The following is a 19,136-nucleotide window of genomic DNA, read 5'->3' on the forward strand; positions in this document are numbered from 1 at the left end:
GCTATAGGAGAACACATGATCTCAGAAGAAGAACCCACTGGGCCATTGATTGAGCAGACCGATTCCGGCGAAAATCATTATATATTGAACACGCTGGCGGTTTGCCTGCACGGCATTCACACCGAAATTGCCGGAATAAGGACGCTGCTCGAGGCTTCATACAACGCGTCACAACTGCTGCAACAGCAGGCTCAGGAGGCGTTGGAAGCACACAAACAAAATACACAGGACTATCTGAGCCGGATCACAACCGAGCCAGCGCCCGATTTTTATCCGTTCGTTGACATGCCAACCGGAACAAATATTCGCGATCTCCCCGACGGGAACCGGCTCTTCACGCTGTCGGACGGCGTGATCTTAAAAACCAATGCCGACCATACACTTGCTGTAATCGTGGACGGCGAAGCTCGGCAAGTGATCCCTGACAATGGGGCTTGGGTTGAGATCACTCCCGGACAAGCCTTTGAGCTGCAGGGTGACTGGATAAAAACTACAGCAGCACAGGCGGGCATCGAAGGCTTGCCGTCAACCGCCCATGTTTCCCAGCTTGCTGAGAATCGTTTCAGCATTGAACTGCCGCCATACCGCCTCCTACTGGACCAATCGGCTCAAGCGCTTTCGGTTATCAATCCCTCCGGCACCATTGATCTGTTGGGGCTGGAGAGCATTTCGAGCGTGGGCGCGGAATCATCCATGCGCGTGTTGCCGGATGGATCAAAAGGCTTCACCTGTGCCGACAGTGGCCACGGTGGGCTGATTGAAAACGACGGTACCATCCGTCTCTCACTGAAAAGCGGCATCGATCTGATCATTCGATTTCCGCACGGCGATGCTGAGGTATTACCTGATTCCGAAAAAGAGAGGTTCTGCGAGCGATGAGTGACAACCATGATTTTCTAGGAACGGGGCTGAAATTTCCATTCAGCTTTAATACGCGCTCTGGCGGAGTAGATGTCTCATCCTCAACCGTGCGAGAACACGAACACATCCGCGAGAGCATCATTCAAATTCTCGGCACCCGACCCGGCGAACGGTTTATGAATCCGGAATTCGGATCAAAGCTGAAGGATCTGGTGTTTGAACAGAACGATTCCGTGCTGAAAGGTCTCATCCGCCACCACGTAAATGACGCGATCCGCCATTGGGAAAAGCGTGTCATCGTTACCGACGTTTCCTTTGATGACTCCAGCCAAAATACCGACAACCATCTGCTTCCAATCATTATCTCCTATCGAGTCATCCGCACTCAAGTGGAGGGAAATTTGGTGTATCCCTTTGTTCGTGAAGAAGTGGAAATATAACCCGACACTTAACTTGATGGTGTCCAACGTGTTGCTAATGTGTGAGTCGTAAAAACAAGGAGCTGCAACATGAAGAATACCAACGAATTACTCGAAAAGATTGCTCGCGACCACCTCGACATTGAAACCCTCGCCGAGCGCAAATCTGACACCCTTGATTTCCACGATATCAGCGTTTGGAACCTCAAAAATGCATTACAGGCCGCTTACGAAGCGGGACAACAAACCAGCGCGTCATAGAAACCCACGTCCGCCCTCCGACACATCCATTCCGTTTCCGGTAAGTAACCCGAGACGGAGGAATGATGAGTCGAGCAAGCATTGAATATAGCAATAAGGATTATGAATCGATCCGGCAGGAACTGCTGGCCAAAGTGCCGCAGTTGACGAATCGGTGGACGGATTTCAATCCTTCCGATCTCGGCATTGTACTACTGGATCTCTTCTGCGGGGTCGGCGACATGCTGGCTTATTATCTGGACGCGCAGGCTGCCGAGGCTTTTTTGCCGACCGCCCGTCAGCGTCAGAGTGTGATCGACCTTTGCAAGCACATTGGTTATCGGCTGGACGGCCCGGCATCCTCCACCACAACCATTCTATTTTTCCTGCCGGACACGCTGGATTTTGATCTGACCATCCCGAGGGGAACGTCATGTCGTGCTTTGGTTGAGGACGGCCACATCGATTTTGAAACAGCCGACAGCGTATTCATCCCCCGGGGAGAACATTCGGTTGAGGCTTTCGCTCGACAAGGGATTCGGAAAGTCCAGGAGCTGGAAGCAACCGGGCAACCGTGGCAGCAGTTTGAGCTGACCGGCAAGGCCATTGCTCAGGGAACCATCCGTGTAGAAATTGATGGTAAGCCATGGATGGAAGTTCGCCATTTTCAGGAAAGCGACGCAGACAGCTTTCACTTTATCACCGACTGTACGGCACTCGATGTCACCACGATTTCTTTCGGGGATGGGCAATTTGGAGCCGTCCCGCCCGCCGGGAAAACCATTTCTGTCAGCTGGCTTGAGAGTCTCGGCGCAGACGGAAACATTGCTCCCAAGCGGATCACACAACTGCTAACGCCGATCTACCATGAAAGCGTGCAGGTTCCCCTGAACATTTCCAATCCGGTGGCGGCAACAGGCGGTTCATCGCGGGAAACCATCCAGCATGCCAAAGTCCAAGCTCCCGCCGAGCTCAGTACGCTGTGGAAGGCCATCACGCTTCAGGATTACAAGGCATTGGCAGAAGGCTTCCCCGGTGTGGCCAAAGCCAAGGTGCTCGACACCAACGATTGCCAGAATATTCGTTATTACACCGTGCATCTGGCTGTTGCCCCCAATGGTGGCGGGCTGCCTTCCGGATTGTTAAAACTCGATCTGGCCGAGTTTCTGGAACGCCGGAAAGTGGCAACGGTTGAAGTTAAGTTGTTTGATCCGGTCTATCTTCCCATTCCCATTGATTGCACCGTTTATGTGTGGCCGGGCGAAGATCTCGCAGCCATTCAACGTCGAATCGAAACCGCGCTGGCTGACTTCTTTTCCTTTGACCGAGTCAATTTTGAGCAGGCTATCCACACCTCGGATCTGGTTGCCCTGATTGATGGCGTTCCAGGAGTCAGCCACCTTCATCTGCACACGCCTCCGACTGACATGGAACTGAAACGCGGTGAAATCCCTGTGCTTGGCACCGTGACGCTCGATATCCGGAGGGCGGAATAATGACGGAATGGTTCCAGCGCAACCTGATTGATCTGCTTCCGCCGCTTTATGCAGATGCGGATGAAGACCGCGACCTGCAGACCTTTCTTTCGTTACCGGCAGAAACGCTTGATGAATTGAAGGCTTCCATCGACCGTTTGCCCGGCATTTTTGATGTGGATCATTGCGATGAGCGGTTCCTTCCGCTACTGGCGTATTTGGTCGGCCACACTTACGATGGAACCGATGCGCCGAACAACCAGCGTCGCCTAATTCGTGAATCCATCGAAATTTATCGCCGAAAAGGAACGCTCCCGGCAATGGATCGAAGCCTTTCCGCTATTGGATGGGAAGGCAATATCGAGGAGACCTTCCGTCGGGCATTGCGCCTGAATGCCCGCTCCCGGTTAAACGCGGCCCGTTTGCCCGGTCAGGTATTCAGTCTGGGCGCTTACCGAGTCCACAGCTTTAATCTGGCAGAAGGTGTTCGTGAGGCGCTGAATTTTCATCACCCAGCAGGAACCCGAGCATTTTTCCTTCAATGGCTGGCTAGTTTTATTGAGCTGACCACCGATTTGAAATTTGAGAACGCAGCGCATATCCGCCGTGTGGCACTGGCCTTTCTGGATGACTCCTTTGTGTTGGGCCGCAGCCAACTTGGATCCTGCGACCACCTGACCAATAAGCAGCAGGTATTTAACGTGCTGCAGTTGACCAGCACGGTTGAAATGGCTCCGGAGATCGACCGGGCCGCCAATAAGGTATCTCGCTTCCATGGCCGTCAGGACAGACTCCGTCTGAATACTAAACGGTTGAACCGAGTAAAAACACCGAACCTTTCAGTCCGCGAGGATCGACTCTCGTTCTGCAATCCCATTTACACAGGGCGCAACTATTGGGCCGACATTGCCGAGGTAGGATTCCGCTTATCCGAAAACCATTTGAATCAACGAAAGATTCCCTTTGCTGAGGCTGAGGTGCGTTATTGTTTTCGACAGAAAGATATCTTCTCCGTTTTGCAGGCCGAATCCTCGCTGGTACTGCCGAACCAACAGGTGCTTGGAATCCGTTGTGAAGCAAATGCTCAGCCCCGCTTTAAACTCGGGCAGTCTCCCCTCAATCGTGAGATTCTGATCAACAGCATGGTCACCGGTACCGGAATCCACCTCATTGCATCCGTTGCCTGTCAGGCCGAAGTGACCGAGGCAACGGATCTGTTGAATCGGTGGTGCAGCCGCAAACCCTCCTTCGGTCTCAACGCAAACACACTGAACTCCCGTCGTTTGAGCAATGTGAATTTGACCGAAGAGCGGGCAACGCTGGAAGTTTACACGGACACGAATTTCGACCGCACCCGGGTCTCGCCCATGAGCCTGAACCAATGTGCTCTGAATACGACGGCTCTGCGTCTTTCCGTAGACCGTTCACGACCACTCAAGGTTGGGCGGGCAAAACTCAACCAATCGGGCTTCCGCCGCACGGAACCCGGATATCGCTGGCTGTTCCGTCAGCGGGATTTAAACGACGAACAAACCGCCTCTGTAGAGAGTGCAACGAATCAATACACCGTAACGAAATGGCCTGCTTAAGGAGGCATCATGGCAATTCACCTATATCTTGACGAACAACTGACTCAGCAGATTTCGGAAGGCGATTTCAGCAATCCGGACACCGATAATTATAACGGCACCGACGGTGAAATTAAAGACCGCCAGATCTTCGTGGCCAACGAACAATCCAAACTGGCCGCACCGATTGACGATAGTCAGACGGTCATCGAACTGGAGGAACCTCGCTTTGTCGATGCGGAATTTATCATTATCGGAACCGAACAGATGCAGATCCTCTCTGGGGGAGCAACCACCTCGCTGACCGTGCGCCGTGCGGTTTCCAATACCGTAGCCGCCGCTCACGCTGACGAAGCCGTCGTCTATTCTGGCTACGATTACACCGGGCTGGTCATGGACCCGATTGACGAATTCGAAACGGACGAATCGGTCTGGTACAAGCTCGCGCTGACACAAGCCGAACTCGATGCCGCCACGCAAAGCGCACCGCTCAACCTTGGAGCCAAAGCCCACGACCAAACGATTTCATTCTGGCGACGATGCACCGTGCTTCCCAACACCCCCGTCCAAAACAAAACCGACATCAAACTGCGTCTCACCGGAACCGAAAACCCCATTTTATAAGGAGCAACCATGGCTTATTTCAGCACTCAAGGAACCGCCAGCGGACGGCTGGATCTACTCAATCGAATCAAAGATTTTCTAGTCACTACGGTTGACTGGACATTGCACGATGATCAATCAGCCGACGCGAGGCCGTATTATGTGCTCAAGTCGGTCGGCGAATCCGGCGCAGAAGACATCTATCTAAGCTTTCGGATTGGAACCAGCTCTGGACGTATCGAAGTTTACGCATACCAGTATTGGGATAACACCACCCAGACGGGGGTCAATGGAGGCTATTCCAGCAGCTACACCTATCTCCGGGCTTCTGATACCTCCGATTTTATCTATTGGTTCTATGCCGATCTCGATCATCTGTTTGTGGTCAGCAAGATCGTCTCCACCTATTACGGCCACTACAGCGGCTCCATTAAACGCTTTTGGTCATCGGCGGTTGCCATAACCCAGTCCGCAATCGTCAGCGGAAGCGCCGTGGTTATGCCCGTTAATGACGCATCCATTTTTACGCCTGATCTGCATTACATCATCAAAGATAATGCCAATATTGAACGGGTTAAGATCACGGCAATTGATACCGCTTCTACCCCTAACACAGTCACCATTGAAGCACTCACGAAAGACTATGCAGCCGGATCAAAAATCGGAGAGGATCCGCAACCCGTCATCACCGGCTATTACAATATGCCATCGACCTTTTATGCCGTGAACAAATTCGACGGCTGGGCTTCCGCCACCGGACAAAAAGGACGCTGCGGAGCGGCTCACGGAAACCTGCAAGCAGATGCCGATCCGGAGCGCCGATATAACACCACGATTCTCTTTCCATGGCTGGTCAGCATGTACGGTTCCACCAGTTATCATGAACTACGAGGGGAACTCATTGAAATCTATTCCACCGGCGGCGGTAACGTAGCCTCCGAGGATACCATTGAAATCGGGCTGGATACCTATCGGGTGTTCAGCCTGTCCGGCGGTGGCTGGTGCGCAATTAAGGAGTAACTGCGATGGCAACCGCCCAAGGAAAAATCAAACGAACACTGACTGTAAGAGGCAGACGGATTCCTCGCTTTCAAATAACGCTTCCAAGAGGAAAAGCATTCAAGACAGGTGGGAGGATTCGCCGTGGCCGTGCATAAGGGAAAAATAATCCGGCCAGCTCCTGTAGGCGGCGGCATTCGACGGCCTCACTTCCTAGTGTCGCGACCGACGCTACAGGGAGCCTACTTTGACCTACTGGCCCCTCGGGATTCAAGGCGCTCGATTATGGTTCAAACCCAGACCTCCATCCGGGTCTCAAATCAGCGTAATTTGAAGGGCGGTGTGCAAAGCATCGTGATCAATCAGCTGAATCAGAATTCCGACGCATGGCAGGTTCTGGCGCAGGCGTTTCAGCAGTCATCTTCCGCAGCAGTGCGGATAACGCATCCCCGGCAACACTCATTGGACACCGCATTCCGGATCAGCTCTCCCCGGTCATTGGTTGCCGATTCCGCCCAGAACCTTAAGCAGACCGCCTCCTGTAAAGCAGAAGCCGGACTGACCGTTTTCAATGTGATTATTAACGAGCAACACGAGATTCAGACATAAGGAGAAAACCATGGCATTGGGACTCATTGTAAAATCAGGCCGCGTACTCACGGCCAAACTATTAATCGGACAGGTGGTGGAAGGCATTACCCACTGCGCAATCGGTGACGGAGATGAAACCTTCGTTGATCCGCAGAATCCGCCCGCACCAACTATCGAACAAACGGCCCTCAAAAATGAGCAGGTCCGTAAGCGGTACTACAAACGAACCTTCCTCAAGGAAGATGCAGAAGGCACATTGGTGGTTAATGGCGTTCGCTACCTGGAGACGGCGGAAGAGACCAATACCATCGGGATTTTCTTCCGTTTTGAGGAGGCCGAAGCCAATGGAATCACCATTCGTGAATACGGTTTTTTTGGCGGCGACGTGGAATATGTGGGCGGTGTAAGCGGTGATCTTGCCACGGGCGGCCCCTTTGATCAGGACTCCAACCCAATCGGCGAAGTGCTGCACCCGGGCTACCTCTATGAAGTGAAGAATATCCCTGATTTTAACAAAATTTCCGACACCCGCGTCGAGCTGGTCGGAATCATAAAAATCTAGGGCCATAGGCCCGTTTAAATTCGATCTGAGAACAGGCCTAACAACCAACAACTATTAACGATTAACTGGAGCAACGCGACATGAGTATCTCAAGAGAAACTTTCGACCCCACTAAAAATTATAAGCGAATTCGCTACCATCAGGACCGGGATCTGCTCGATTCGGAACTGAATGAACAACAAGAGCTGATCAACCTCGAGCGCCGCAAGATTGCCGACATCCTCTTTAAGGAGGGGTCGATTCTGAGCGGGCTAAATGTGACTGTGCAGGCCAACGAGCTGATTCTCACTCAGGGCATGATCTATATCGACGGCCATGTGGAAGCAATCAATGGAGGCACACTGACCTTTGATCCGGGTACCATAGACGGATCAGATTACGTTTATGCCGAACTGCTCAAGTATAACTATGGCTACACACAGGATGCCGCTCTGATTAATCCGGCGACCGGCGAACCGACAGCAGAGCGCGAAAAATGGGTGCTGGCCCTGAAGGCAACCGACACGTCCGGCCAGACGCTGCCCAACAATGTGACCGAGCGGAAGGTGGTGCCAATCTATAAGTTTGACCGCGCCAAGGGCGATGTAACAGCCACAGTGCAGGAAAAATCCAATCTCTTCCTGCAGGATCTGCTGGGCACGCTGCCCGGCAGCCGGATTACCGTTTCTTCCATCACCGAAGACCAGCTCTCTTTTGCCGCTGCAGAAGGATTGAACTCGCTCCTGCAAAACCTGGCGGAGCGTACCTTCGATCAGGCCGGGAGCTATCTGGTCGACGGCTTCGACAGTTTCCTCGGTGCATTGGATGAAAACGATGTGGAGGTAATTACCAACGCGGGCCGCGCCTATATTCAGGGTTTTCGGCATCAGCGAGATCTGCCGACCTCCACGCCGGTTCCGAAATCGGTCGCCATCAAATCGGTGCGCGGTGAACAAAAAACCTACAACATCAGCCAGCGGCAGTATCCGGTAAACTCCACCCCGCTCAAAGAGACGACGCAGGTGGAAGCCATCGTGGAGATGACCGCCAATGTGACCCGTGGTTCGGTTGGCGGAGGTGAAGACCTGCTCGATCCCAATCCGGTGGTTGATATTCTGGAAGTCAGCCAAGGTGCATCCATCTTTCAGGAAGGTGTGGATTGGCAGCAGTCCGGCAATCAGGTCGACTGGATCGGCTCTGGCAATGAACCAGCCATCGGCACCACCTATACCGTGCGCTGGACCTACACCAAGCAGATGATCAAAGGCGAAGATTATGTGGACGGGGGCTGGTTCGGCCTGAATGCTCATCCGGCGGCGGGAACGTATCATTACATTGTGACTGTATTCGATGGCTCCGGCGAAACGGCCTTTGATGCCGGGCGCGTACTTTCCCGGATGACGGAGGCCGGTGAGCTGAACAGCCTGTCATGGCTTCCGGTGAATGGAGCCAGCGGCTACAGAGTCTATCGGGCCACGATCAATGGTTCGCGTACTAGCTTTGAACGGATTAAAGAACTGGGAAGCGAAGCGGTTACCTACATCGATGACGGTGTGGATGAAGCTTCCGGCGTTAATCCTCCGTCGGCCAATACGGCGGCGGTTTCCATGTCTTCCTCTCAGATTGAACTGGGTAACCTCAACGTCGTCAACTTTGGGCGCGGCGCTTTAGGCGAGCAGCCGGTCAACGGATCGAACTGCAGTGTTGATTACGACTACTACCTCGGGCGCAAAGACATCATCTACGCCACCAGCCGTGAAATCAAACGCCTCGAAGGCGCACCGGCGGACTTCCCGAAACTGCCGATTGTCCCGGAGAACACGCTCGGATTGTGCAGCATCGACTGCCCGCCGAATTCGACAATCATGACCATTCGCAACTTCGGCCTGACCCGTATCACCATGGATCAGATCCACGAAATCATCAAAGATGTGGAGGATCTGAAATACAACGATGCGCAGTATCAGATGAATAACGAGCTGCAGAACCGCGATGCGCAGTCGAAAAAGGGAATCTACTCGGACGACTTTTCCAATACCGCGCAGTCGGATATTTATCACGCCGACTGGGATGCCCGGGTGAATGGCCTTGAAAAGTTCGCCTCTCCGGATCGAACGGCGGTTTCCGTCCCGCTTGAAGTGGATGAAGGCAACAGCGATGCCGAATTCTTCGGCAGCCTCGCGCTCCTGCCCGGAACGGAAGAAGTGCTGCTGGATCAGAGCGATTGGTCGGAGGAGCGCAACATTAACCCGTATGCGGTATTCGACAAACCGCCCGCCATGCTGCAGGTCACGCCGAACCTCGGTCGTCGCGGCCAGACCGGCGTTGCGGTGACCGGCATCAACTTCACGCCAAGCGGAACCGGCATTGTACTGCGGTGTGACGGACGGATCGTCGCCAGCAACCTGACCAGCGATGATGCCGGGCGCGTATCCGCATCCTTCACGATTCCGACGGAAACCCGCAACGGGAACCGGATCGTGGAAATGACGGACGGCCAGTACACCGCCCGCACCAGCCTGCAGGTGAACGATCCGCTGGTGATCACCCGTATTCAGCGTTTCATTCAAACCAACATCATCACCCGTATTGTCCGTGTTCCGGTGGTGCGGACGGTCTGGCGAACCCGCACGATCTTTGTGCGGCGCGATCCGTTGGCGCAGACCTTCAGCTTCACGGAAAACCGGGTGTTGTCGGCGATAGGCATTCAGTTCACGGAGCGTGACCCGTCTATTCCGGTTACGGTACAGATTCGCGGCGTTACCACGGGATTGCCGAACGACACCATCTTTGCCGAAAAGGTGATAGCTCCGGTGGAAATCAATCTCGGTGGCGAAACCAAAATCGCCTTCGATGATCCGTTCTATGCGGAAGCCAATACCAGCTATGCGGTCGTCCTGCTGACCAACAGCACGAACTACAAGGTGCGTACCGCCACTCTCGGAAAAACCGGTCGCTCGGGCATCATTACTCGTCAGAGCTATGCGGAAGGTGTGCTGTTGGAAAGCTCTAATGCCGAAACCTGGACTCCACTCAATGGTTCCGACCTCACGCTGAAGCTCTATGGTTATGAGTTCGAGAATGACGGCACAATTCAGTTTCAGCCGATCAACGGTGTGCAGTTCTCCGATCTGAATATTGATGAATATTCCGCCATCCCGGAAGGCACCAACCTTGTGTGGGAATATTCCACCGATGGCGGCCAGACGTGGGACGCGGTTGTTCCGGCAGAAGAGGAACGGTTGCCCAACCTGACGGACAGCGTATTGGTTCGGATTCGGTTCAGTTCCGGTATGAACAACGATACGCCAGCGCTCAACTTCCGCGATGTTAACCTGATCGGTTATCTCAACAAAACGACCGGCGTTTACCTGACCCGCGAGAACGAACTGACGCAGGGAGTGGAGTCGACGAAGGTGTATGCCCAAATGGATATCCCAAGCGGCACCAGTGTTCTGTGGTTCACCTCCAATGATGGCGGCGAAACATGGGAAGCTATGGCCATCGACGATACCCGGCCTATCGATGAAAACTGGACGGAATACACGCTGATCAGAACCTTCACCGATCCAGCGGGAACTAAAGTTCGCTATAAGGCAGAGCTAACTGGATCCGCGTTGGCTTATCCGAGGATTCACACCCTCGGCGCAACATTGAGCTAATGGAGGGCGCGAGATGATTGTTCAACGCCGGGGCGGGATGACCGAGTTCATCCCGTCTCCACAGGAAAAACGGGAAGGTTTGGTCCGAGATCACTCCTTCAATCTGATCGAGAACCTGCACAATCGGCTGCAGCGATTAGAAGCTGAACTGGACTTTCCGTTTGAAGAAGCCGAAGCCTGCTCCGCCTTTCTCGAAAAGCTGAAGCAGGATGAATCCCGCAACATCGCCATCCATAACGAGCTGCTATCGAAAGAGTAGCCATGCTTACCCGCTAACATATTTAATCCCAATGTGTTAGCGGGTTCTTTTCTGTGTTCTTTCACTTGCTATACCTCCGACACAGAGCGTGCATGCACACCACAAAGAGCGGGGTAACAGATTGCCCCGCAACGAGAAGAAACACGAGCGGAGGCACAGTATGGATTTGAGAGACCTTAGATTCGGGATTGAGATTGAAACCGTAAAACGAACCCGCGAGCAGATCGCTCGGGCAGTACACTCGGTGGTCGGCGGCACCGTCCGACACGTCGGTTATCCATCCTGCTACGACCCATGGGAAGTGAAAGACCTGCGGGGCCGTAAATGGAAAATCGTCAACGATGCATCCCTTTCCGGTGTTCCCAGCCACCTGCGGGCGGAGCTGGTCAGTCCGGTTCTGACCTACGACGACATTCCCCAGTTTCAGGAGGTGGTTCGGGCCGTCCGCCGAGCTGGCGGTCGGGTGAATACGCAGTGCGGCATCCACATCCATATCGATGCGGAACCGTTTGATGGCCGAAAACTGGGCAACCTCGCCAAGATGGTCTACAAGCAAGAACCGCTGATTCTTCACGCGCTCGGCATCAGCTCCAATCGCCTTAGCCAATATACCCGTCCGGTCTGCGACGACCTGATCCGCAGTATTGAACAGCACCGGCCAACCACCAAAGAGGAACTAAACCGCATCTGGTACGGCTACCACAACAGCCAGCCGCAACACTATGACCGAACCCGCTATCGAGGCCTCAATCTCCACAATGTTTGGTATCGCGGCACAGTTGAATTCCGCTGGTTCGAGTCCACGCTCCACGCCGGAAAGATCAAAGCCTACCTGCAGTTTTGCTTGGGCATCGCTGCCAAGGCCCTCAACGCCCGATCAGCATCCAGCCGAAAACGGGACTTCAATATTCAGAGTGCGAAATATGACTTTCGCGTCTTCCTGCTCCACCTCGGCCTGATCGGTGACGAATTTAAAACCGCCCGCCTGCACCTGATGAAAAACATGCCCGGCGATGCCGCTTTCAAACGTGGGCGACCACAGCCCACAGAAACCACAACCCAACCCACAGAGGCCGGATCAACATCCGGCCTCTCTGTTTAACAGGAGGAAACACCATGAAGATAAAGATCCATTCCATGGCTTTCGACGGGAAGCCGATCATCGACGACGGCAGAACCGTGCAGGCTCCGACCTGCCTCGAGGTCGCCGAACAGATGCACCATCAAACGCCGTTCACCACCGATCTGTCGCTGAGAGAATACCAGCTCAGGGTGCTTGCCAAAATCGAAGGCGACAACGCGAAGCCTCTACCGGACGATCCCGAGCAGGCCGCCGCTGAATTTTTCACCCGAATGGCGCAGCACGGCTGGGTGGAATTCCTGCCGGATGAGGACGCCATCGAGTCTCTGTATCCCGAGCTGTTTCAGGAGGCCGTGGAGACGGTGCGCGATTCCGGACGCACCAACATGTTCGACATTCCCGTGGCCATCGACCTGATCCGCGAGATGGGCTACCCCGAGGTGGCCCTCTGGATCACCGGCCACCTTGTGGAATATGTGGAGTTCATCATTGGGGAGCCGAAAATCTTCTTCCCTCAAACCGGCAACGGGAGCGACACACCATGTGCGGACAAGTAGGCATCATCTTTGGGAAGAAGCGCCGCCGGATCGCCGAGCGCGAATATTTGAACGAGGTATTCCGACGCATGTTGCTCAGCTCCGAGCGGCGCGGTCCGCATGCCTCCGGTGTCGCACTGCTTCAGACCGACGGCGACTTCCGGCTCTTCAAACGGCCATGGCGAGCGCATCGGGCCGTTCATGATCCGGCCTTCGGCGAAGTGTTAGACGAGGTGAATAATCGCACCACCGTCCTGATGGGCCACACCCGCTGGCGCACTCGGGGCAGTGAGTCCAACAGCCGCAACAATCACCCCATTCGGGCGGGAAGCATCATCGGAACCCACAACGGCACCATCTACAACGCCGACCAGCTGTTCTGCCGATTCCAACTGCCGCGTTATGCCGAGGTCGACAGCGAGCTGATTTTCCGATTGGCCGACTGCTTTGACTCAGAGCGTGGGTGGAACGATGTAGGCTTCCGCAAAGCCCTGCGCCGCTGTCGCGGGCAAATGAGCGCCGTGTTGGCCTCACGGTTCCGCCCCGGAACCATTACCGTACTCAAAGGGAACAAGCCGCTCACGTTGCGCTACAGCCGCAAGTGTCGGGCGGTGCTCTACGCCTCCGAGGCCGAGTTCATTGATTCTGCGCTCGATGACCGACGAGGCTGGCAGGATCTGGAAATTCCGCCGCTCACCATGCTGAGCTTCAATCATGAAAATCAGCAGGAGTGGGAGCGGCAGCCCTTCGAATTCATTTGTCAGGAACGAAAAGGAACATTACCTCAAGGAGTGATCGCATGAATACAAACCAACAGCTACGCCTATTTGTTTACGGAACCCTCAAACGCGGATACTGGAACCATGATCGGTTCTGCTCGCAGGCCGTCAGCATAGAACCCGCCACCACTTGGGGAAGGCTGTATCATCTGCCAGCCGGATTTCCCGCTCTGAAAATTCCTGACGGTTGTATTCTTGCACACGGAACCACCGATCCATTGGCCGATACTCAAATACTGAACAACATCAAATTACCGGAAACCGCCATGCAACGTCCGGATGGCGATTGGGATCTCATCCATGGCGAACTGATGACCTTTAACGAACCCGGCATTAATTTGCCGCCCATTGACCGACTGGAAGGATTCAATCCCCATGGGCACAGCATGTATAGAAGAGTTTTGGTGGCGATTAAAGAAAGGGATCGAATTTGTGCTGTGTGGGGTTATCAATACGTTCTTGATCACAAAGGCGTACGACTGGTCTCAGGAGACTGGACAGGGTTAGACATCGGCTAAACTCGGTCAAACTAGCAAAGATGAGTTGATTTTAGAGGCGCAATGCGTATCATCTATTCTTTTTAATAATTATTGAGTCGTGTTCTGGGTGGCCAGATCATGCCTGCTGGTAATGGAGCATATAATGGAAGACCGATGGTTATCTGTGGATGAGATTGGAGACTATCTCGGGGTTAAACGAGATACGGTTTATAAATGGATTGCGGACAAAAGTATGCCCGCCCACCGGATCGGTCGCCTGTGGAAGTTTAAAAAAGATGAAGTGGATGATTGGATTCGATCAGGTGGTGCAGGCACCGATCAATAAGATTAGTTCAAATCGCAAAAGTAATTCCATTTAAGGATGCTGAATGAAACAAAAACAACGAGCAATAGAAGTAATAGTATGAGTATTGCATCAGGAACGATTCAATACGAATTAGGGACGGAACCAGTGACTGGTTGCGGCCTGACCTATACTTCCGCCGAATTAGACACGGCTCTTTTAGGCCCCGTGTCAGAAGTTGTTTTTGATGATTCAGGGTTCGCAGAGATCTCGACTCTTTTGGCAGGCCTTGCTGAAACTGATTTTCACAAGAGTGAAGTTGAACGTATTTTATCGAACACCAAGCCTCCAGAAGACTGGCGCGTCGGCGAGGCATTGGCAGAATCTTATTTGACCCACCAAAAAAACTGCTTTTTTCCATGGCCGGATGGACGAGATGAACGAAAGACTGGTTCTAGTCTGCCTGGAGCTGATTTAGTTGGATTCCAATCAAACGGCACCGATGATTTTTTTGCATTTGGAGAAGTGAAAACCTCAACCGAGAATAAATATCCCCCTGGAGCCATGCATGGTCGTACTGGCTTAAAGCAGCAACTTGAAGACCTGAAGGATGATGTAAAAATCAGAGATGACCTTTTCAGATATCTTGGGTTCCGAGCGCAAAAATCGTCATGGGAAGATCGTTTTATTTCCCATGCCATTCAATCCGGCTGCGACCGAAAGGAGCTATACCGAAGCATCCGGCAATGGGCGGTCGACATAACCGTTGAACCTGCCTTGCTGGAAACCATTGACAAGGCTGCCTCCGAACCGCCTGCAGATTATGTCAACCAGCAGGGATGGGTGTTGATCGCTTTTCAAAACGCCCTGTACCAACTGCTTCATGCACCAAGCCTTGAGGCCGGAGTGGTCGATACCGTCATGGGCGGAGGCGACACCGATACGAATGCCGCCATTTGCGGGGCGCTATTAGGCGCTGTGTGCGGTCGGGAGGAGATTCCAGCCCAATGGCTCGATTGCCTGCAAAACTGCCGCCCAGAGGCCGGAAAGCCAAACGTCCGGCATCCCCGCCCGAAATGCTTCTGGCCCGTGGATGCGCTTGAGCTGGCTCAGGGCTTAATTGACTGCGCCAGACTTGCTCCCCGCAATAGCTGATCGTATTTATCGTTTTTTACTGAGTTATACCCTAAAGGGGTATATGGTGCGGACAGATAAGGAGATCGATATGGATGCACCTAAAACGACTCATCATGAAAATATGTCTCGCTTAGCTCGTGTTGAAGGGCAGGTAAAGGGCGTGTGCCGCATGATTGAAGCTGAAGAGTATTGCATTGATATAATTACGCAAATTGAAGCGGCGAGGTCGGCCTTGCATTCGGTGAGCAGGCTTATTCTTGAAAAGCATATTCGACATTGTGTCATGGATGCTCGTAATACACCGGAGCTGTTGGATCAACATATTGATGAGATTATGACAGCGGTAAAACGATTGTCGAAGTAGGAGATGGCCATGAATAAAAATCGGAGCATTGCGGAGAGCGTTCGACTTTGGATGATTGCGGTGGCAATTGCTCCTTTGATTATCATGGCGCTACAGGGCTACCATTGTGCCCGAGAGGCCGTCTTGGAGTTGAAGCATGAACAGCTTCAGGTGGTGGCGCAGGCTAAAGAACAGCGTATTCTCGATTGGATCCAAGAGCGTAGCCGAGAGCTGACGATGCTCAGCCGATTCGTTGCTCTGGACTTGCATGAAACCCCTTCCACAAACTGTCCTATCATTGAGGCCGCCATTGAATCCTCGATTCAATTAAATGATTCAGCATATGAAAGTATTGAGCTTTATTCCCGCGACTGGAAGCCGGTCTGGGGGCGCAGGAGTGAGTTGCATGATGAAAGCCTGCTTCTTCCTCCTTCATTTAGGGAAGAACTGGAAAAGTCGGAAGGAGCAGTTATTTCGAAGCCGCACATTCATGAGAACGGAATGATTGGCATTCATATCGGAGTGCCGCTGGATGTAGAACATGATTCTCTGGCTCAATATATTATCGCGGTACTTGAACTCTCCTCCACGGTTTACCCGGCGTTGGCTCCAGAGACCAGCAAGGCGACGGCGGTCCAATCATGTATTGTTTCTGAGGCCGGACTTTTATTAACGGGTGTTCCAGATGGAGTTGCTTCTGATGAAAGAGTGGTGAAACTACCTGAAGCGCTTATGAAGGCAGGAGATGAACCTACCATCTATCGAAATTTTGATCAGGAAACAGTAGTCGGAGTGGCAACCCAACTTGATGAATTAGGTTGGATACTGGTTACAGAAGCAAAGGCTAAGCATGCTTTCATGTGGTTGCACCACCTGAAAATCCGAGCCGTTCTTACCGGCATCATTGCATTAGCACTCGTGCTGGTATTGGCCGCAAAATCCGCTAGAAGAATCAGTAATCCGTTACGCCATATGGCAGACGTGGCACAATCTGTTTCTTTGGGGCAGCTTGATGCGCGAATGAAATATTTCCCGGGGCGGGAACATGTTCAGGTGGCAGATGCGTTTAATCAGATGTTGGATGAAATCGAGAAGGCCAAAGAGGCGCTGGCACATGCTGCCGCTCTGTCAGCTATTGGTAAACTGAGTGCGAGCATTGTGCATGAGATGCGGAATCCGCTATCCGCCGTAATGATGAACCTCAGTGTATTAAGAGGCGCGGTGCAGGATGATCCAGTTCACGCCGAACTGGCGGAAATCGCGGCAGATCAGGCGCAACGGCTGGAAACCATGCTGAATGACTTGCTGTTATTCGGAAAAAAAGTCGAACTCAATAAGCAGGCTGTTTCCGTCGATGATTTCTGCAAGGAGGTATCCGCATGTATTCGATCAGAAGAGGCCGATCACATTTCGTTTGAGGTCGTAAATAAACATGCCTGTCCGTTGTTTGTTGATAAGGAGCAGATGCTTCGGGCGGTGACCAATTTGGTCGACAACGCGCTGCAAGCGAGTCCAGTGAATGGCTCGGTGACCTTAACCGTGCGAGAGTCGGACACTGCTGAAATCCTTTTTGAAGTTCGCGATCAGGGCGAAGGAATTTCTGAGCGCGTTGGGGAAAAGCTGTTTGAACCCTTCTTCACCACGAAGAAACGGGGAACGGGGCTGGGCTTGCCCAACGTGAAAAAGATTGTGGAACTGCATGGAGGCGATATTTCATTTGTCTCTTCGCAGGAAGGATCTGTTTTTACAATACGTCTTCCCATGGGAGGTTCAGCGGATGAATAAGTTACTGATTATCGATGATGACGTGGCGTTGTGCCGTTCAATACAGCTCATTATGGGAGGCAAAGGGTACTGCGTTGAAGTGTGCTCTTCTGCAGAAGAAGGTCTGGCAACCATAAAGGAATTATGCCCAGACCTCGTTCTGCTGGACCTTGTACTGCCGGACGGAGACGGGCTTGAGGTGCTGGATCAAATCTCCAGCTCAAACCCGAATCTTCCAGTCGTGATTATCTCCGGACGACAGGACATGGCGGCGACCATCGAAGCGATGCGAAAAGGAGCGCATGATTATCTCCGCAAGCCATTCGACGTAAATGACGTGGAACTGGTTCTGGAAAAGGTAAAACGGGAATTCAGTCGTTCTCCAGAGGGAGAACAGACTGCACCCATCGAAACCAGAATCACGCAACCCGATGAAATCATTGGTAATGACCCCAAAGTTTTAGAGATCCTTAAGCAGGTCGGTCGTTTTTCGCGCAGTCAGGTAAACGTATTGATCCATGGAGAAAGCGGGACCGGTAAAGAGCTGGTGGCGCGGGCTATTCATGGAGCGTCCGCACCCGGAAAACCTTTTGTGGCGATTAATTGTTCCGCCATCGTGTCGACTCTGTTGGAAAGCGAACTGTTTGGGCATGAAAAAGGGGCGTTTACAGGAGCAGATCGGCAAAAACCCGGTAAGCTTGAGCAAGCGCAAAACGGCACCGTTTTCTTTGATGAAATTGGGGATATGGATCTAGACCTGCAGGCTAAGATCCTACGAGTACTCCAAGAAAAGCAATATGAACGGGTTGGAGGCAATCAGCCTTTATATTTTAAAGGGCGTGCTGTTTTTGCTACGCACCGTAATCTGGCCGAGATGGTTAAAGAAGGGACCTTCCGCGAAGACCTCTACTATCGCGTAGTCGTCGGAGAAATCCTTATTCCTCCGTTGCGTGAACGACAGGCTGATATCCCATTGCTGGCTCATCATTTTTTAAATCGGATCGGTCAAAACATGAACCGAACCATCGAGTGCTTTTCCGATCAAGCTCTTCAATTACTTTCGCAACATCCATGGCCCGGAAATGTACGAGAGTTGCAAAATGTCATTACGCGCGCTATTGCCTTGAGCGAGTCGCCTCAGATTCTTCCTGAGCATATTCATTTTTTAGGGGATTCTGCGTCTGAGACACCGTCTTCTGTAATCCAAAAACGTCCACTTCATTCATTGGCGGAAGAAGAGAAAGGGTACATCCAATATGTACTTGAAACCAAGGATTGGAACATCTCGCAGACGGCCAGAATTTTGGACATTTCCCCGACGACCTTGCGTAAGAAAATTAACGACTACAATCTAACGCGCCCCTCCAAATAAAAAGTAACCAGTTTCTGACGAGCTACTCCCCAGATTCTGACTACTTGGCCTATCCTGCTCGGGACTCTTTACGTGAAAAAACGTGGTTTTTCGAGCGTTTTACGCTGGCACACCTAGTGCTTA

18 protein-coding genes and 1 pseudogene are annotated in these 19,136 nt (G+C 52.6%); all 19 read left to right on the plus strand.

Going from position 1 to position 19,136, the window contains the following annotated elements; translation table 11 throughout:
- Positions 1-15: 15 nt before the first annotated feature.
- Positions 16-879, plus strand: a complete 864-nt coding sequence (locus EGM51_01130; protein QBG46082.1) for a hypothetical protein — start codon at positions 16-18, stop codon at positions 877-879.
- Positions 876-1,301, plus strand: coding sequence for a baseplate protein (locus EGM51_01135; protein ID QBG46083.1), 426 nt, complete (start codon positions 876-878; stop codon positions 1,299-1,301). The genes EGM51_01130 and EGM51_01135 overlap by 4 nt, the downstream gene beginning before the upstream one ends.
- Positions 1,302-1,606: 305 nt before the next feature.
- Entirely contained in the window at positions 1,607-3,016 is a 1,410-nt protein-coding gene (locus EGM51_01140) for a baseplate J protein (GenBank protein ID QBG49216.1), read from the plus strand.
- A complete protein-coding gene (locus EGM51_01145) occupies positions 3,016-4,584 on the plus strand; it encodes a phage tail protein (GenBank protein QBG46084.1) in 1,569 nt (522 codons plus the stop codon). Before EGM51_01140 ends, EGM51_01145 begins: the two co-directional genes overlap by 1 nt.
- Positions 4,585-4,593: 9 nt before the next feature.
- Positions 4,594-5,187: a hypothetical protein gene (locus tag EGM51_01150; protein ID QBG46085.1), complete on the plus strand. Its 594-nt coding sequence runs from the start codon at positions 4,594-4,596 to the stop codon at positions 5,185-5,187.
- 9 nt (positions 5,188-5,196) lie between these two features.
- On the plus strand, positions 5,197-6,186 hold the full coding sequence (locus EGM51_01155; protein QBG46086.1) for a hypothetical protein: 990 nt from the start codon (positions 5,197-5,199) through the stop codon (positions 6,184-6,186).
- A gap of 264 nt (positions 6,187-6,450) precedes the next feature.
- Positions 6,451-6,774, plus strand: coding sequence for a hypothetical protein (locus tag EGM51_01160; protein QBG46087.1), 324 nt, complete (start codon positions 6,451-6,453; stop codon positions 6,772-6,774).
- A 10-nt stretch (positions 6,775-6,784) separates the two neighbouring features.
- Positions 6,785-7,318, plus strand: a complete 534-nt coding sequence (locus tag EGM51_01165) for a hypothetical protein (protein QBG46088.1) — start codon at positions 6,785-6,787, stop codon at positions 7,316-7,318.
- 80 nt (positions 7,319-7,398) lie between these two features.
- On the plus strand, positions 7,399-10,959 hold the full coding sequence (locus EGM51_01170) for a DUF4815 domain-containing protein (protein QBG46089.1): 3,561 nt from the start codon (positions 7,399-7,401) through the stop codon (positions 10,957-10,959).
- Between the two features lie 13 nt (positions 10,960-10,972).
- The gene (locus tag EGM51_01175) at positions 10,973-11,218 is read left to right on the plus strand and encodes a VrlD (protein ID QBG46090.1); all 246 of its coding nucleotides are present in this window, start codon (positions 10,973-10,975) and stop codon (positions 11,216-11,218) included.
- Between the two features lie 160 nt (positions 11,219-11,378).
- Positions 11,379-12,320 carry an amidoligase gene (locus tag EGM51_01180; GenBank protein QBG46091.1) on the plus strand — a complete coding sequence of 314 codons (942 nt, stop codon included), beginning with the start codon at positions 11,379-11,381 and terminating at the stop codon, positions 12,318-12,320.
- Positions 12,321-12,571: 251 nt separating this feature from the next.
- The gene (locus EGM51_01185) at positions 12,572-12,856 is read left to right on the plus strand and encodes a DUF5049 domain-containing protein (protein QBG49217.1); all 285 of its coding nucleotides are present in this window, start codon (positions 12,572-12,574) and stop codon (positions 12,854-12,856) included.
- Positions 12,841-13,638, plus strand: a complete 798-nt coding sequence (locus tag EGM51_01190; GenBank protein ID QBG46092.1) for a glucosamine 6-phosphate synthetase — start codon at positions 12,841-12,843, stop codon at positions 13,636-13,638. The genes EGM51_01185 and EGM51_01190 overlap by 16 nt, the downstream gene beginning before the upstream one ends.
- Positions 13,635-14,132, plus strand: a complete 498-nt coding sequence (locus EGM51_01195) for a gamma-glutamylcyclotransferase (GenBank protein QBG46093.1) — start codon at positions 13,635-13,637, stop codon at positions 14,130-14,132. The genes EGM51_01190 and EGM51_01195 overlap by 4 nt, the downstream gene beginning before the upstream one ends.
- Before the next feature lie 124 nt (positions 14,133-14,256).
- Positions 14,257-14,439, plus strand: coding sequence for a helix-turn-helix domain-containing protein (locus EGM51_01200; GenBank protein QBG46094.1), 183 nt, complete (start codon positions 14,257-14,259; stop codon positions 14,437-14,439).
- Positions 14,440-15,084: 645 nt separating this feature from the next.
- Positions 15,085-15,552 (plus strand): annotated as a pseudogene (locus EGM51_01205) (ADP-ribosylglycohydrolase family protein).
- A 43-nt stretch (positions 15,553-15,595) separates the two neighbouring features.
- The gene (locus EGM51_01210; protein ID QBG46095.1) at positions 15,596-15,898 is read left to right on the plus strand and encodes a transcriptional regulator; all 303 of its coding nucleotides are present in this window, start codon (positions 15,596-15,598) and stop codon (positions 15,896-15,898) included.
- A 3-nt stretch (positions 15,899-15,901) separates the two neighbouring features.
- Entirely contained in the window at positions 15,902-17,662 is a 1,761-nt protein-coding gene (locus tag EGM51_01215; protein ID QBG46096.1) for a HAMP domain-containing histidine kinase, read from the plus strand.
- Complete coding sequence (locus EGM51_01220; GenBank protein ID QBG46097.1) at positions 17,577-19,013, plus strand: sigma-54-dependent Fis family transcriptional regulator; 1,437 nt, start codon at positions 17,577-17,579, stop codon at positions 19,011-19,013. The genes EGM51_01215 and EGM51_01220 overlap by 86 nt, the downstream gene beginning before the upstream one ends.
- The last annotated feature ends 123 nt before the right edge of the window (positions 19,014-19,136 follow it).

It is taken from the genome of Verrucomicrobia bacterium S94 (genome assembly GCA_004299845.1).
GTDB lineage: Bacteria > Verrucomicrobiota > Kiritimatiellia > Kiritimatiellales > Pontiellaceae > Pontiella.